At 74.7% G+C, this 15686-nt stretch carries 15 protein-coding genes; 5 read left to right on the top strand and 10 right to left on the bottom strand.

The annotated features are described in order from the left end of the window. Window positions 1–50 precede the first annotated feature (50 nt). The 7 genes from GA0070611_RS11290 to GA0070611_RS11260 form a co-directional block, all read right to left on the bottom strand. Window positions 51–1256: an MFS transporter gene (locus GA0070611_RS11290; protein WP_091662223.1), complete on the bottom strand. Its 1206-nt coding sequence runs from the start codon at window positions 1254–1256 to the stop codon at window positions 51–53. Continuing rightward, the gene (locus GA0070611_RS11285) at window positions 1256–2545 is read right to left on the bottom strand and encodes an amidohydrolase family protein (RefSeq protein ID WP_231921411.1); all 1290 of its coding nucleotides are present in this window, start codon (window positions 2543–2545) and stop codon (window positions 1256–1258) included. Before GA0070611_RS11285 ends, GA0070611_RS11290 begins: the two co-directional genes overlap by 1 nt. Before the next feature lie 45 nt (window positions 2546–2590). Continuing rightward, a complete protein-coding gene (locus GA0070611_RS11280; RefSeq protein WP_231921410.1) occupies window positions 2591–3241 on the bottom strand; it encodes a prephenate dehydratase in 651 nt (216 codons plus the stop codon). After that, complete coding sequence (locus tag GA0070611_RS11275; RefSeq protein ID WP_091662212.1) at window positions 3225–4649, bottom strand: phenylacetate--CoA ligase family protein; 1425 nt, start codon at window positions 4647–4649, stop codon at window positions 3225–3227. The genes GA0070611_RS11280 and GA0070611_RS11275 overlap by 17 nt, the downstream gene beginning before the upstream one ends. A gap of 62 nt (window positions 4650–4711) precedes the next feature. Then, complete coding sequence (locus tag GA0070611_RS11270; protein WP_231921409.1) at window positions 4712–5434, bottom strand: SDR family NAD(P)-dependent oxidoreductase; 723 nt, start codon at window positions 5432–5434, stop codon at window positions 4712–4714. Beyond that, the gene (locus GA0070611_RS11265; protein ID WP_091662209.1) at window positions 5431–6018 is read right to left on the bottom strand and encodes an anthranilate synthase component II; all 588 of its coding nucleotides are present in this window, start codon (window positions 6016–6018) and stop codon (window positions 5431–5433) included. The genes GA0070611_RS11270 and GA0070611_RS11265 overlap by 4 nt, the downstream gene beginning before the upstream one ends. After that, window positions 6015–7454, bottom strand: a complete 1440-nt coding sequence (locus GA0070611_RS11260) for an anthranilate synthase component I family protein (protein ID WP_231921408.1) — start codon at window positions 7452–7454, stop codon at window positions 6015–6017. Before GA0070611_RS11260 ends, GA0070611_RS11265 begins: the two co-directional genes overlap by 4 nt. A gap of 383 nt (window positions 7455–7837) precedes the next feature. On the opposite strand from GA0070611_RS11260, the gene pdxR reads away from it, so the two are divergent. The 4 genes from pdxR (at window position 7838) to GA0070611_RS11240 (ending at window position 10901) form a co-directional block, all read left to right on the top strand. Beyond that, window positions 7838–9238 (top strand): MocR-like pyridoxine biosynthesis transcription factor PdxR, encoded by a 1401-nt coding sequence (pdxR, locus tag GA0070611_RS11255; protein WP_091662203.1) that lies wholly within the window; start codon window positions 7838–7840, stop codon window positions 9236–9238. Window positions 9239–9312: 74 nt separating this feature from the next. Next, window positions 9313–9660 carry a hypothetical protein gene (locus tag GA0070611_RS11250; RefSeq protein ID WP_091662198.1) on the top strand — a complete coding sequence of 116 codons (348 nt, stop codon included), beginning with the start codon at window positions 9313–9315 and terminating at the stop codon, window positions 9658–9660. A 15-nt stretch (window positions 9661–9675) separates the two neighbouring features. Further along, window positions 9676–10239 (top strand): kinase, encoded by a 564-nt coding sequence (locus GA0070611_RS11245; RefSeq protein WP_091662193.1) that lies wholly within the window; start codon window positions 9676–9678, stop codon window positions 10237–10239. A gap of 65 nt (window positions 10240–10304) precedes the next feature. Beyond that, window positions 10305–10901, top strand: a complete 597-nt coding sequence (locus tag GA0070611_RS11240) for a GNAT family N-acetyltransferase (protein ID WP_167604420.1) — start codon at window positions 10305–10307, stop codon at window positions 10899–10901. A 24-nt stretch (window positions 10902–10925) separates the two neighbouring features. Here GA0070611_RS11240 and helR read toward each other — a convergent pair whose 3' ends face one another. Both helR and GA0070611_RS11230 read right to left on the bottom strand, forming a co-directional pair. Further along, complete coding sequence (gene helR / locus GA0070611_RS11235; RefSeq protein ID WP_091662185.1) at window positions 10926–13073, bottom strand: RNA polymerase recycling motor ATPase HelR; 2148 nt, start codon at window positions 13071–13073, stop codon at window positions 10926–10928. A gap of 153 nt (window positions 13074–13226) precedes the next feature. Next, on the bottom strand, window positions 13227–13598 hold the full coding sequence (locus tag GA0070611_RS11230; protein WP_091662181.1) for an ArsR/SmtB family transcription factor: 372 nt from the start codon (window positions 13596–13598) through the stop codon (window positions 13227–13229). 97 nt (window positions 13599–13695) lie between these two features. Here GA0070611_RS11230 and GA0070611_RS11225 point away from each other — a divergent pair, with 97 nt between their 5' ends. After that, window positions 13696–14193, top strand: coding sequence for a GNAT family N-acetyltransferase (locus tag GA0070611_RS11225; protein ID WP_091672781.1), 498 nt, complete (start codon window positions 13696–13698; stop codon window positions 14191–14193). 24 nt (window positions 14194–14217) lie between these two features. On the opposite strand, the gene GA0070611_RS11220 is transcribed toward GA0070611_RS11225, so the two are convergent. After that, window positions 14218–15405: a sugar efflux transporter gene (locus GA0070611_RS11220; RefSeq protein ID WP_091662178.1), complete on the bottom strand. Its 1188-nt coding sequence runs from the start codon at window positions 15403–15405 to the stop codon at window positions 14218–14220. Between the last annotated feature and the right edge of the window lie 281 nt (window positions 15406–15686).

Below are 15686 nucleotides of genomic sequence, written 5' to 3'. Positions count from 1 at the left end.
GCACCGGTTGTGGCCAATCCGGGTGGATCCGGTGAGGCCAATCCGGGTCGTCAGCGCCCGGCGGTGGCCGGGGCCGGGGCCGGTTCGCCGGCGCTGCGGGCCGGCCGGGTCCGGGCGCCGAGCAGCGCGGTGCCCAGCGCCAGCACGCACAGCCCCGCGCCGACCGGCCCGAGCAGGTCCAGCGCGTCCGCGCCGCCGTGCCGCAGCAGCCGGTTGCCGAGGAACCCGCCCAGCGCGATGCCGACGAAGGTGGCCGACGAGTTCAGCGACAGCAGCAGCGGCCCGGAGGTCGGGGCGACCGCGAAGAGCCGGTGCTGCTGCGCGGGCTGGGTGGCCATCGCCGTCACCCCCCAGGCGGCCATCGCCAGCCCGGCGGGGAGCAGCGCCTGCCGGGTCAGCGGCAGGGTGGCCAGCACCAGGGCCAGCCCGGCCACCGAGACCAGCAGCACCGGCAGCGCGCCCCACCGGTCGGTGGCCCGGCCGCCGAGCACCGTCCCGGCGACCGCCGGCACCCCGAAGACCAGCAGCAGCACCGCGAGCAGCGTGCCGTCGCCGTCGGTGGCCGGGGCGAGCAGCGCCCCGACGTAGGTCAGCGCCAGGTACCCGCCGGTCATGAAGAGCGCGGTGGTGAGCACCGCCAGCCCCACCCGGGACTCGCGCAGCGGGGCGAGTCGGGCGGCCAGTCCCGGGCCGGCCGGCAGCCGCAGCGCCGGCAGGCCGAGCGCCACCGCCACCGCGCAACCCGCGCCGAGCCCGGCGAGCAGCCAGAAGGTGGCCCGCCACTGCAGGTCGGCGGCGAGCCAGGTGCCGAACGGCACACCCGCCACGGTGGCCGCGGAGAGGCCTCCGAGCACCACCGCCATCGCCCGGCCACGCCGCTCCGGCGGGGCGAGCGCCGCCGCCGAGGCGGAGGCGGCGGGGATGTAGAGCGCCGCGCTCACCGCCGTGAAGACCCGGGCCAGCAGCAGCAGCGGCAGGTCTCCGGCGAGCGCCGAGGCGGCGTTGCCCAGGGTGAAGCCGGCCAGCGAGACCAGCAGCACGGTACGCCGCTCCAGCCGGCCGGTCAGCGCGCCGAGCACCGGCGCGGCGACCGCGTACGCCAGCGCGAACACGGTGCTCACCCAGCCGGCCGAGGCGACGCCGACCCGCAGGCTGCGGGCCACCTCGGGCAGCACCCCGGCGACCACGAAGGTGTCCGTGCCGATGGCGAAGGCGCCGACCGCCAGCAGCGGCACGACCGGTACGACCCGCCGCATCAGGCCACCCCCGCCGGCTGGCGCGTGCGGTACCGGGCGGCGTCGCCGGCGACCACCCGACCGCCCAGCAGCACCAGCTCGATCGCCTCGGGGCGGCCCAGCACGGTGATGTCCTCGGCCGGGTCGCCGTCGGTGACCACCAGGTCGGCGAGGCGACCGGGCTGCACGGTCCCGGCCTCGTCACCGCGCCCGGCCAGCCGGGCGCCGTTGGCGGTGGCCCAGGTGAGCACCGTCGGGGCGGGGATGCCGGCCATCGTCACGTACGTCTCCAGCTCCTCGGCGTACCGGCCGTGCGGGGTCCAGGCGAAGCCGAAGTCGTCCCCGGCGACGATCGGGATGCCCCGCTGGACCATCAGCGGCAGGATGCGCAGGGTGTTCTCCACCTCGGCCCGGAACTCCAGCGTCTCCAGGTACTCCGGGGTCTTGCCGTGCCGGGTGCCGGTGGTGAGCAGCCGGTGCGGCTGGTGCAGGCTCGGCACCACGAAGATGCCGCGCTCGGCGATCGCGTCCAGCGCCGCGTCGTCGGCGTAGGTGGCGTGGTCGATCACGTCCACCCCGGCGGCGATGGCGTTGCGGATGCCGGCCAGCCCGCGCGAGTGCGCCCGGATCTTCACCCCCCGCTCGTGCGCCGCCCGGGCCGCGACCACCAGCTCCTCGGCGGTGAAGAGCAGCTCGTGGGAGCGGCCGTTGGGGAAGGTGTCGTCGCCGGTGGAGAACACCTTGATGATCTCCGCGCCCTGGTCGACCTCGGTGTTGACGTACTCGACCAGCTCTTCCGGGGTGTCCGCCAGCCGCATCAGGTCGGTGGGGATCCGCTGCTTGACCGCGGGGTTGCGGCGCTCGGGCGGGCCGGAGACCATCAGGTCCCGGCTGCACGGCGTGATCCGCGGGCCGGGCAACCGCCCGGCGTCGATCGCCCGGCGCAGCGCCATGTCGATGCCGGCCACCGAGCCGGCGCCGACGAAGGCGGTGTAGCCCAGCCGCAGCATGGCGGCCGCGTTCGCGGCGGCGCCCAGCGCGACCTCCGGGACGGTGTACTTGAACAGCGTCTCCCGGCCGTCCAGCACGTTGAGGTAGGCGATGTGGGTGTGGCCGAGCGTCATGCCCGGCAGCACCGTGCGCCCGGCCAGGTCGAGCACGTCCACGTCGGGGGCGTCCACGGGGGCCTGCGCGTCGGGCAGCACGGCCACGACGCGCTCCCCGTCGAGCAGCACGCTGTGCCGCGGTCGGGACGCCACGCCCAGTCCCTCCTGGACGGTGGCGCGGTGCAGCAACGTTCGTCGGGACACGACGATCACTCCGGTTCTCTCGGTGGGGGAGGGGACGATGGGGGGTCAGCGGTGGCCGAAGACCAGCCAGACGATCTCCGCGCCCGGGCGGCGGGCCACCCAGCGCAGCGCGTGCCGGCGTACCCCCGGTTCGTTGGTCACGGCCAGGTCGGCGCCGCCGGCGGCGAGGATCTCGGCGGCGTGCTGGGTGGAGTCGGCGTCCACCCAGCGCACCGGGCGCTCCCGCAGGGCCGCCGGCGCGAGGTCGGCGAAGATCCGCCGGACCTCCCAGAGCGCGGCCACCGCGACCTCGCCGCCCGGGTCGTCCGGCCCGCCGCCGGCCGGGGCGGCGATGCCGTACTCCGGGGTGGCCTGCGCGAAGTACGCGTCCAGCCGCAGGTCGCCGTGCCAGTGGAAGCGGGTGAGCCCCTGGTACGCGCTGGGCACCAGGGCGTGCGCGACCCGCCGCCGCAGCAGCGCGTCGAGCACCCCGTCGAAGGTGTCGCACAGCTCGACGCGCAGCCCGTGCCGCTCGGCGAGGAACGCCGCGGTCAGGTGGCTGGACGTGCCGGCCGGGCCCAGCGTGGCCAGCGACGTGCCGGGCCGGCCGGCCCACCGGTCCACCAGCTCGCGCCACCGCTGCCCGTACGCCCCGGCCAGCGGCCCGGGCAGGGCGGGCACCGGCCCGGCGGCGGTCAGGTCAGGTGTCGTAGCCACGGTTGCCCGCCATCCGCTGCGCCACCCGGGTCTCGTGGTCGGCCTCGACCCGCCGGTCCACGATCCGGGCGGCCTTCCAGCTCACGAACGCCCCGGTGCTGACGATCGGGTCCAGCCCGTCGCTCAGCTCCACCTCGACCGGTACACCGAGCGCCTCGGTCGCCTGCCGGCGGACCCGCCCGGCCAGCCCGGCCGGGTCCTCGACCAGGTCCTTGAGCAGCTCCAGCCGGACGGTCAGCCGGTCGCCGCCGGTGGTCGGCTCGTGGTCGATGACCACCTGGTAGCCGGCCGAGCCCGTGACGCCGGTCAGCACCGCCGTCTCGATCTGGCCGGCGGTGAAGCGCCGCGTGCCCAGCTCGATCCGGTCCAGCGTGCGGCCGACGATCTGCACCAGGTCACCGGGCATCTCGCAGTCGCAGTCCGACTCGCCGACGACGACCGCGTCCCCGGTGCGGTAGCGGACCAGCGGCTTCACCCCGTCGACCAGCATCGTGACGGTCAGCTCGCCGCTGCCGCGCCCGCCGTGCGACACGCCGGTCTCCGGGTCGACCACCTCGATCAGGTAGTTGGTCTGGGACAGGTGCATCCGCTTGTTGCGGCAGGCGGTGGCGACCACGAACGCCTCCTGCGAGCCGTACAGGATGTTGTAGACGTCCGCGCCCCAGACCGACTCAAGGTTGCGGGCCAGCGCGGGGGTGCACATCTCGCCGGTGACGAAGAGCAGCTTGACCGAGAAGTCCTCGCGCAGCCGGTAGCCGTGGTGCGCGGCCGCCTTGGCCAGCATCAGCGCCACGCCCGGGGTGCAGCAGATGACCTCCAGCGCCAGGTCCTTCATCAGCTGCAGGGCCTTGGCGAAGCCGATCACCGGGGAGTACGGCCAGATCTTGGCGTTCATCGAGCCGACGTTGCGGGCCACGTCACCGAGGGTGTCGCCGAAGGAGTGCACCTCGGTCGGGCCCATCAGCCCCACCCGGGGCGGGTGGTCACCGAAGTGGTGCCGGAAGATCGACGCCCAGGACTCGGTGACGTGCGCGTTGCTGGCCACCACCTCCCGGCCGTCGCGGGGGCAGGGGGTGGCGCGCCCGGTGGTGCCGGTCGTCTCGTAGAAGAAGACCGAATCGGCCAGCGGTCGGCTCAGCACGTCGAGCATCTCCTCGCGCAGGTGCGTCTTCGTGGTGAAGGGCAGCCGGTCGAGGGTGGCCGGGGTGATCGTGCTCAGGTCGATCCCGGCCAGGTGCCGGGCGTAGAACGGGGAACCGGTGCTGACCTGGTCGAGCACCTTCCGCAACTGTCGCTCCCGCCAGGCGTCGAGCTGCTCGGGGCGCAGGGTGCGGTCGTAGAACGCGCGGTGCAGGGTCAGGTACTCGGCGGCGAAGCCGGCCGCCGGGCCCGTGGTCGGGAGCCACATGGTCGGGGTCCTTTCGTGGGTGGGCCGGTCGCGGTGCGGTCGCGTACCGGCCGTGGCGCAGGTCAGTGCAGTCCGCCGTTGACGTCCAGCACGGTGGCGGTGACGTAGCTGCTGGCCGGGTCGGCCAGCCAGGCGACCGCGGCGGCGATCTCGGCCGGCGTGCCGAACCGGCCGACCGGGATCCGGGCCCGGTAGTCGTCGCGGCGGTCGGCCGGGATCCGGTCGGCCATCGGGGTGTCGACCAGCCCGGGGGCGACCGCGTTGACCCGGATGCGGTGCCCGGCGAGGGCCCGGCCGAGGCTGTGGGTGAGCGCGATGACCGCGCCCTTCGACGCCCCGTACGCCGCGTCCGGGCTGCCGGACTGCCCGCTGATCGAGGCGACGTTGACCACCGTGCCGGGCCGGCCGGCGGCGACCAGGGCCCGGGCGTACGCCAGCGTGCCGAAGAACGTCGCGCCGAGGTTGACGTCGAGCACCTCGGCGTACGTCGTCGGGTCGTAGTCGAGGAAGTCGCGGGCCGGGTAGACGCCGGCGTTGTTCACCAGCACGGCGGGCAGGCCGTACCGCTGGTGGACCTCGGCGAAGAGCCGCTCCACCTGGGCCGGCACCGCCACGTCGGCGACCAGCGCGGCGTGTGCCGTCGGGTCCGCCGCCGGCTCCCGGTCGACGCTGAGCACCCGGTGCCCGGTCCGGGTCAGCGCGGCGGTGACGGCCCGGCCGATGCCGCCCGCCCCGCCGGTGACCACGGCCAGCGGGCCCGCCGGACCGGTCACGATGCCGCTCACCCGGCGACCGGCAGCGCCGCCGCGCCGCGCAGGAAGTTGTCGAACAGCAGCAGCCCGTCGGAGGTCATCACGCTCTCCGGGTGGAACTGGACCCCCTCCACGGCCAGCGTGTGGTGGCGTACCCCCATCACGTAGCCGTCGTCGGTGGACCGGGCGGTCACCGCGAGCGCCGCCGGCGCCGGGTCCGCGACGATGAGCGAGTGGTAGCGGGTGACGGTCAGCGGGGCCGGCGCCCCGGCGTAGACGCCCCGGCCGTCGTGGGTGACCACGCTGGTCTTGCCGTGCATCAGGTGCCGGGCCACGGTGACCGTGCCGCCGTAGGCCAGGCCGATCGCCTGGTGACCGAGGCAGACGCCGAGCAGCGGCACCCGGCCGGCGAAGGCGTGCACCAGCTCGACGTGTCCCGACTCGGCCGGGTGGCCCGGCCCGGGGCCGAGCACCACCGCGTCCGGGCGCAGGTCGACGAGCGCCGCGGTGCTGCGGGAGCGGGACCGGACCACCACCGTGCGCGCGCCGAGGGTCCGCAGGTACTGGTCGATGATGTGGGTGAAGCTGTCGTACGCGTCGACGAGCAGGACCTTCACGGCAGCAGCTCCTCGCCGGTCAGGGCCCAGTAGGTGGCGCTCATCTTGGCCAGCGTCTCGCGCCACTCGGCGGCCGGCGTGGAGTCGGCGACCACCCCGGCGGAGGCCTGGGTGCGGTAGCGGTGGCCGTCGTGCACGGCGGTGCGGATGCAGAGCGCCAGCACCGCGAAGCCGCGCACGTCGACCAGGCCGATCGCCCCGGCGTAGATGCCCCGGGGTTCCTCCTCCAGCCCGTCGATGATCTCCATGGCGCGCAGCTTCGGCGCGCCGGTCATGGTGCCGGCCGGGAAGGACGCGCAGATCGCCGCCCACACGTCGGCGTCGTCGGCGAGCCGGCCGGAGACGGTGGAGACCAGGTGGTGCACGTACGCGAACGGCTCGACGTCGAGCATCGCGTCGACGGAGAGGGTGCCCGGCTCGCAGACCCGGCCGATGTCGTTGCGGCACAGGTCGACGAGCATCACGTGCTCGGCCCGTTCCTTCTCGCTGGCCAGCAGCTCGGCGACCCGCTCGCGGTCCAGCTCCGGATCGGCGGCCCGGGCCGCGGTGCCGGCGATCGGGCGCATCGACAGCCGGCCGGCGTCGATCCGCAGGAACAGCTCGGGGCTGGCGCCGATGACGGTACGCCCGGCCCAGGGCGCCAGGTACATGTACGGCGACGGGTTGCGGTGCCGCAGCCGCCGGTAGACCTGCAACGGGGTGAGGTCGGTCTCCACCTCGATCCGGTGCCCGATCTGGATCTGGTAGCTGTCGCCGACCTCGATGTGCCGCAGGCACCGCCGCACCCGGCCGGCGAACGTCGCCTCGTCGAGGTTGTCCCGGACCAGCGCGGGCGGCGGGGCCGCCGGCACCTCCGCGGGGTCGTCGGCGTGGCCGGCCAGCAGCTCCGTCGCCGGTGGCGTCGGGTCGGGCGGCAGGTGCGGCCCGCTGCTGCACAGCTGATGGACGGTGCCGGCACGCAGGTCCCACCAGACGGTGTGCCGATAGAGCGTGAGCGTGCAGCGGGGGAGGTCGTCGGCGGCGCGCTCGACGGCCACCTCGTCCATGTCCCGCGCGGCCTCATAGGCGAGCGTGGTCAGGAAGCCGAAGGTGAAGCTGTCGGCGGGGGCCGTCGTGTCGACGGTGAAGGCGCCCTGCACCGCGCGGACCACGGCCCACAGTCGGGCCGGACCGGGCACCGCCCAGGCGTCCGTCGGGCCCTCCCGCCGGGCCGGCGCGCCGAGGATCCCGGTGACCACCGCGCGCAGGGCGTCGCCGAGCGGACCGGCGGCGGTGAGCTCGCACCGGTCGGCGATGAAGCGCAGCTCGGCGAGGCGTCCCCAGCCCACCGTCGCGGCCTGCCGGTCCCGGGCCGGACCGTCGAGGCTTTCGAAGAGATAGACGTCCTCGGGGGACCGGGTTTCGGCGAGTGCGGTGTAGAGCGACAGCGGATTCATCGGCGGCAGTGTGACTGATGTCACGCTAATCGGAATGGTGTCCTGAGGTGGCGCAGGTCTCTGCGCCACGGAATGGGAATGAGCCGGATGCGTGGGCATCACGGTCGACAATGAGGACACTGTGGAACCCCCTCTGAGCAGCCCGAGGCGCGCGCCGCCGACGTCGGCGACCAGCAGTTCGGACTTCCCCCCTCGTGAAACGGGCCCCCGCGACCGCTCTCGGCTGAGCCCGGTGGACGCCCCACTGCGTCCGCATTGGACCGACAGCGAATCGTGCGCCCCGATATGCCGGTCACCGGGCGCTCGCGGGCCCGGGAAACACTTTCGCGAAGTGGTGATCGTGCTGTCCATACCACTTGCCCGACCGCAGAGAGGACCACTCGATGTGGCATCTAAATCTGTCAATTGACAGTGAGGCGCGCGAAACATTGGCGGCGCGGCTGCGAAACGCGTTACGTCGGCAGATCGAGGAGGGTGCGCTGCGCTCCGGCACCCGGGTGCCGTCGAGCCGCCAGCTCGCCACCGACCTCGGCCTGTCCCGCACCGTGGTGGTCGAGGCGTACGAGCAGCTCTGCGCCGAGGGGTACCTGCTCTCCCGGCGCGGCTCGGGCACCTTCGTGGCGGACTCGGCCCACCCCGAGGTCGGCTCGGCGCTCACCCCGGACGAGACGCCCGAGTCCGACCTGTGGGACCTGCGGGCGGGCGGCTCCGACGTCTCCGCCTTCCCGCGCCAGGACTGGATCCGCTGCGTCGGCTCGGTGGTCCGCTCCGCCGGCCCCCGGGAACTCGGGTACGCCCCGCCGTCCGGCCTGCCGGTGGTCCGGCGCACCCTCGCCGGCTACCTCGGCCGGGTCCGGGGCGTCCGCACCCGTCCTGACCACCTGATGATCACCTCAGGGTTCGCCCAGGGCCTCGCGCTGCTCTGCCGGGTGCTGCGCGACCAGGGCCACGAGACGGTGGGCGTCGAGGACCCCGGCCACCCGGGCGAGTGGGCGTTCATCGCCGACGCCGGGCTGCGTCCGGTCGGCATCCCGGTGGACCGCGACGGCCTCCGCGTCGACCAGCTCGCCGCCAGCGGCGTACGGGCCGTGCTCACCACCCCGGCCAGCCACTTCCCGACCGGGGTGGCGCTCACCGCGCAGCGCCGGGAGCACCTGGTCGACTGGGCCCGCGCGGTGGACGGCTGGATCGTCGAGGACGACTTCGACGCCGCGTTCGTGGCCCGGGCACACCGGCTGCCGGCCCTGCAGAGCCTCGCCCCCGACCGGGTGGTCTACGCCGGCAGCGCCAGCAAGGTGCTCGCCCCGGCGCTACGGCTCGGCTGGCTGGCCGCCCCGCCCGCGCTGACCGCGCCGATCGAGCGGGTCCGCGCCGGCTGGGACATCGGCTGCTCCGGCCTGGACCAGCTCGCCTTCGCGCGGCTGGTCGACACCGGCGGCTTCGACCGGCACCTGCGCCGGCTGCGCGCCGAGTTCCAGCGCCGCCGCCAGGCGGTGCACCAGCACGTCGCCCGCCACCTGCCCGGCGTCACCCCGCTGGGCGGCGACGCCGGCCTCCAGACGTACCTGGTGCTGCCCCGGTGGTGCGCCGAGGACGCGATGGTGGACGGCGCCCGGCGGCGCTCGGTGCTGGTCCGCGGCGGCCGCCACTACGCCCTGCGGCACGACGACCGGCCACCCGCGCTGGTCGTCGGCTACGCCGGGGTACGCGGGGCGGAGCTGGGCCGGGGGCTGGCCGGGGTGGCCGCGGCCTATCGTGACCTGGGTGGCCGGGTGTCGCGCTGAAAGTCGAAGAGGTGGCTCCGGACGATAGACGCGGCGCGGCGTGCCCGCCCCGTGCCCGACACGGTTGAGGACATGTGCGTACCATCACGATCGGCGATGTGAGGGTCCTGCTGCCGGGCCTCAACCCGGACGACCTCGACCCGACGACCGACCTGGCGGACAGCCTCGTCGAGGGCACGGCGTGGCACGGTGCCCAGATTCCCGACGTCGGCATCCCCAGCAGTCTGATCATCGGCGTGGATCTGAACGGCCTGGAACTGGACTCCTGCCACCTCGACGGTGCCGACCTGCGGGACAACCGCCTGCACGGCCTGAAGACGCCGCTGGACAACCTGCGCGGCGTCACCCTCGGCGAAGATCAGCTTGCCGACCTGACCCGGCTGATCGTCGCCGCCCTCGACCTCACCGTCCGCCGGGATTGACACCGAGGAGGCATCGTGCGCGCTGAACCCACCGGAAGCCCGGACACCATCCTGGTCTGCGTCCGGGGCAACTCCGGCGCGGGCAAGAGCAGCATCGCCCGGGAGCTGCGCCGCCGGCACGGCCGCGGTTGCGCCCTGGTCGAGCAGGACTACCTGCGCCGCATCGTGCTGCGCGAGCGGGACAGGCCCGGCGGGGTGGCACCGGCCCTGATCGAGCAGACGGCGCGATTCGCGCTCGACCACGGCTACCACGTGGTGCTGGAAGGCATCCTCCATGCCAGCCGCTACCGCGCGGTGCTGACCTCGCTGCGCGATGGTCATCGCGGACGGTCGCTCTTCTGTTACCTCGACGTCTCGCTGCCCGAGACCCTGCGCCGGCACCTCACCCGGCCGCAGGCAGGCGAGTTCACCGCCGAGCAGATGAGCGGCTGGTACGCCGACCACGACGTGCTGGGCTGGCCGGACGAGCTCGTCCTCCCAGAGACCACCAGCTTCGCCGAGGCCGTCGAGACCATCGCCGCCGCGGCCGGCCTGCCGCAGGCGGGGCGGGACGACGGTCCGCTCCGGGTCACCCCATGACGCCACCAACCGGGATGCCTGCCCGGAGCTTGACCCAGGGCGGCGCCGCCGGGGGAGGATGGGGTGTGCGGGCACCTCTCTCGACGCCGCCGGCCATCCCGGCGGGACGACTCGCGGCCGGCCCCCAACCGACGCTCGCCGCCCCGGGCGGCCTGCTGCTGCGCCCCTGGGAGACCGGCGACGCGCCGGTCTTCCTCGCCGCCTACCAGGACCCCGCGATCCGGCACTGGCACACCCGGCAACCCGCCTCGGAGGACCAGGTCCGCGACTGGTTCGCGCGCTACCGCGAGGACTGGGCGCAGGAGACGGGCGCGAGCTGGGCGGTGACCCGCGACGGCGGTGAGGTGCTGGGTCGCATCGCGCTGGGCAGCATGAATCTCGATGACGGCGTCGCGGGATGCGGGTACTGGGTGCTGCCGGCCGCCCGGGGGACCGGGGTGGCCCCCCGGGCGCTGACCGCCGTGGCGGGCTGGGCACTGGGCGAGGCGGGTTTCCACCGGCTGCACCTGGACCACTCGACCAGGAACCACGCCTCCTGCCGGGTCGCCGTCAAGGCCGGCTTCCTGCTGGAGGGCACCAAGCGCAGCGACGCCGTGCACGCCGACGGGCGGCACGACATGCACCTGCACGCCCGGATCCGGGGCGACCAGCCGTCCGCCTGATCCGCGAGCGCCGTCCCGCACGCGTCAGTCGCTGGTCAGGATGACCAGTTGCCCGGTGGCCCGGGTCATCGCGACGTACCGGTCCACCGCGCCCGCCACGCCGTCGCCGAAGTGCTCCGGGTCGACCAGCACCACCAGGTCGAACTCGAGCCCCTTGGCCAGCTCCGGGGTCAGCGACCGGACCCGGGGGGTCGCCGGGACGGCCGGCGCGCCGATCACGCAGGCGGTCCCGTCGGCGTGCCCGGCGAGCCAGCCGTCCAGCACCGCGTCGAGGTCGGTGACCGGGCCGTGGACGACGGGCGCGCCGCCGGTACGGATGGAGGTCGGCACGTTGGCGTCCGGGAGCACCGCCCGGATGACCGGTTCCGCCGCCGCCATGACCTCGGCCGGGGTGCGGTAGTTGATGCTCAGCGAGGCCAGCGTGACCGGGCCGAAGCCGACCCGCGCCAACCGGTCCCGCCACGGCTCCGGGAAGCCGCGGCGGGCCTGGGCGCGGTCGCCGACCACGGTGAAGCTGCGCGACGGGCAGCGCGACAGCAGCATCTGCCACTGCGCGTCGGTCAGCTCCTGGGCCTCGTCCACCACGATGTGCGCGAACGGTCCGGCGAGGCGGTCCGGCTCGGTGGTGGGCAGCACGGCCTCGTCGACCAGGGCGTCCTGGAGATCCAGTTGCCGCAGGCTGGACAGCACCCCCTCGCCGTCGTCGTAGGTGTGGGCCGCGATCAACTCGTCCACGACGGTGGCCATCCGCTCGCGTTCGGCGGCGACGACGACCTCGTGGCGCCGGTGGCGGCGCGCCGACTCCGGGTCGCCGAGGCGCTGCCGGGCCGCGTCCAGCAGCGGCAGGTCGGCGTCCGTCCAGGCCCGGGCGTCCGGGCGCTGCAGCGCCCGGACCTCGTCCGGCTCGAGCCAGGGCGCGCACTTTCGCAGGTACGCCGGGACCGACCACAGGTCCGCGACGAGTTCGGCCGGGTCGAGCAGCGGCCAGGCGCGGTGCAGGGCGGCGCGCAGTTCCCGGTTGCGGTGCAGCGCCGCCCGGACGAGGTCCGCCGGCTCCTCGCCGGCGTACCGGTCGAGCAGCATGGTGACCAGTTCCGCCCAGATCTCGTCGCGCGCCTCGTTGTGCGGCACGCCGGTCCCGGCGGCGAAGGCCTCGGCCCAGTCGTCGGCGCTCAGCCGGATCTCGACGTCGTCGGTGGCCACCGTCATGCCCCGGGTGGGCGGCTCCTCGTAGAACCGGACGGCGGCCTCGATCGCCGTCACCAGCCGCGCGGACGACTTCATCCGGGCCACCTCCGGGTCGGCCTCGACCGTCGCGCCGGCCCCCTCCGGCAGCAGGTCCCGCAGCGTGCAGATCTGCACGTCCTCCTCACCGAGACTGGGCAGGACGTCGGAGACGTACGCCAGGTAGGGCTGGTGCGGACCGACGAAGAGCACCCCGCCCCGGCGCGGATCGAGGCGCGGGTCGGAGTAGAGCAGGTAGGCGGTGCGGTGCAGGGCGACGACAGTCTTCCCGGTGCCGGGACCGCCGTCGACGACGAGCGCGCCGTCGGAACCGGCACGGATGATCGCGTCCTGGTCGGCCTGGATGGTGCCGAGCACGTCGCGCATCCGGGCCGAGCGGCTGCCGCCCAGGCTGGCGATGAAGGCGGACTGGTCGTCGAGCGCGGCGTGCCCGTCGAGACCCTCGGCGGTGAACACCTCGTCCCAGTAGTCGCTGACCCGGCCCCGGGTCCAGCGGTAGCGGCGGCGGCTCGCCAGGCCCATCGGATTGGCGTGGGTCGCGCCGAAGAACGGCTCGGCCGCCGGGGAGCGCCAGTCGACCAGCAGCCGGCGGCCGGCGCTGTCGATGAGGCCGCGACGACCGACGTACACCGGATCGGGGTCGTCCGCGCCGACCATCCGCCCGAGGCACAGGTCCACCCCGAAGCGGTTCACGGTCCGCAGGCGGCCCTCCAGCCGGCGGATCTCCTGGTCGCGGTCCAGCGCCCGGCGACCCTTGCCGCCGGGTGACCGGCGTTCCGCGTCGAGCCGGTCGGACAGGTCGGCGCGTACCTGGGCGAGGCTGGCCGCGATGGCCGCGAAGTGCTGCTCGTCGCGGTCGACCAGGGCCGGGTCGGCCTTGGCGGCGAGCCGGCCCCCGAGGTCGAAGATGGTGCTGCTCTCGCGCATGTCGCGACTCCCGTTCCCGCAGGTGATGGCCTCGGCCGGCGATTCTGCGGGATGACCGGGGTCTTGCCGCAAGCCCCCGGGTGCGCTATACCTTGAAAATGGAGGGGGGATCCGCCCTCCATTTTTTGTGCGCGGACACGGAACGCGTCTCGGTCAGCGGGTCTTCTTCGTGGCCCGTTTACGGGGCGGGGTCAGCAGGTCGGCGACCGCCGCGATCGCCGACGGCACCAGGCGGTAGTACGCCCAGACGCCGCGCTTCTCGCGCTCGATCAGGCCGGCCTCGGTGAGGATGCGCAGATGGTGACTCACGGTCGGCTGGGACAGCCCGAGCGGCGCGGTGAGGTCGCTGACGGACGCCTCCCCCTCCGGCGCGGACTGGATCAGACTGAGCAGTCGTAACCGGGCCGGGTCGGCGAACGCCTTCAGCACTCCGGCGAGCCGCTCGGCGTCGACCCGCGCGATCGGCTCACCGGCGAGCGGCGACCGGGCCGGCGCATTGGTTCTGGTGCTTGCCACGTGCCCCATCGTCGCATCCGCGCCCACGCCGGGCGGCCGAACCGGGATCCCCGCCCCGACCGGCGGCTACACTCGCCCCGCGATCGGCGAGGCGAAGGGAGTGCCGGTGGCTGACCTCACCGTCCGGGAGATGACCGCGGGCGACGCCGAGCGGGTGCTCGCCATCTACCAGGCCGGCCTCGACACCGGCCAGGCCAGCTTCGAGACCGTCGCCCCCACCTGGGCGGCGTTCGACGCCGGCCGGGCACCCGCGCACCGGCTCGTCGCGGTCGACGCGGTCGGCCGGGTGGTCGGCTGGGCCGCCGTCTCGCCGACCTCCCCCCGGGCGGTCTACGCGGGCGTGGTGGAGCACTCCGTCTACGTCGACCCGGCGACCCGGGGTGCCGGGGTCGGCCGCCTCCTGCTGGCCGGGCTGATCGCCTCCACCGAGGCGGCCGGGATCTGGACCGTGCAGTCCGGCGTCTTTCCGGAGAACACCGCGAGCCTGGCGCTGCACCGGCGGGCCGGGTTCCGGGTGGTCGGCACCCGCGAACGCGTCGGCCGCCACCACGGCCGGTGGCGCGACGTCGTCCTGGTGGAACGCCGCAGTCCCGTGATCGGCTGATCCGGGCCGCCGGGCCAGGGCCGGCTACCGGCGGGGGCGGGCCACCAGCAGCACCACCAGCCCGGCCGCGCACAGCACGGCGCCGGTCCCGTACGCCAGCCGGTAGCCGAGCCGCGCCGACAGCCCCAGCAGCGGGCCGGCGAGCATCGCGCCGATCGGGAACGTGTTGGTGAACAGGGTCGTCGCCCGTCCGGGCCGCCCGGGCAGCAGCTCCTGCACGTAGGAGATGCCGAGCCCGGAGACCGCCGCGATGAAGAACGCGTTGCCGACCTGCGCCAGGCCCAGCACCCAGACGTGCGGCGCCCAGGCGGCGAGCGTGTAGTACGCCGCGCCGCAGGCCGCGCCGAGCAGCACCAGCGCGCGTAACCGGACCCGGGTGGTGAGCGCGCCGAGCCCCAGCATCAGCGGGATCTCCAGCGCAGCGCAGAGCCCCAGCACGACGCCGGCGTCGGACGGGTCACCGCCCAGCTCCCGGCCGATGAGCAGCGGCAGCGCCTGGACGCCGAGGGTCAGCGGGCACTGCAGCAGGGTGAACGCCGCCACCGTCAGCGCCAGCGTCCACCGGGACACCTCACCCCCGCCGGGCGCGCTGTCGTCCGGGGCGGTCACCGGCGGCGCGGTGACCTCCGCCAGCCGCCCCGTCACCACCAGCGCCGCCACCGCGTACATCAGCGCCGCCGTGCCGTAGACCAGGCGGAAGCCGCCGGTGTGCAGCAGGAACGCCGACAGCGGTGGGCCGGCGACCCAGGCCAGCGAGAAGACCGTCCGCAGCGTGCTGATGCCCATCGCCGCCCGGTCGGACCGGTCCCGCTCCAGCAGTTGGCGGGCGTACGCGAACGACTGCGGGAACAGAGTGGTGGCCAGGGCCGTGGCGGTCGCCGCCAGGGCCAGCAGGATCCAGTAGTCGCGGACGAACGCGGTGACGCCGCAGCCCGCCGCGCCGGCCAGCGCCGCGCCGATGAGCAGCCGGCGGCGGATCGGGCGGCGGTCGGAGAGCCGGCCCACCAGGGTGGCCACGGTGACCCCGGCGAGCGGCGCGACGACGAGGAACACGGTGACCCGCAGCGGATCGGCGTGCACCTCGGTGCTCAGGAACAGCGACAGGAAGGGCATCACCACGGCGCTGGACGTGCCGACGGTCAGGAAGACCAGCCCCAGGGAGAGCAGGCGCGGCCGGCGTGGCGGGGCCTGCGGTCTGATGTCCACGGCCATGCGCCGCACTGTACGCAGACCGCCCCGGGCCCGCCGCCGGTATCTCACCCGGCCACTTCCGACCGGTCGAGGGTCTTGCGGTGGAGGTGGACGACCCGCAGCATCGGGGGACGAAATGACCTTCGCCCACCACCGGCGCGGGACGTGCAGCGGCAGCGGTTCGGGCTGGACGGGCCGCGCCACCCCGACGCACAGGTGTCGTCCGGCGTCCGGCCCGTCCGCAGCGGGACTCGTCACCCGCCGCGGGCCGGGCGGCGACCGGCCGACGCGTACCGAGGAAA

It is taken from the genome of Micromonospora auratinigra (genome assembly GCF_900089595.1).
Lineage (GTDB): Bacteria > Actinomycetota > Actinomycetes > Mycobacteriales > Micromonosporaceae > Micromonospora > Micromonospora auratinigra.
The sequence above is the reverse complement of the archived record's forward strand: the minus strand, read 5'-3'. Positions and strand labels throughout refer to the sequence as shown.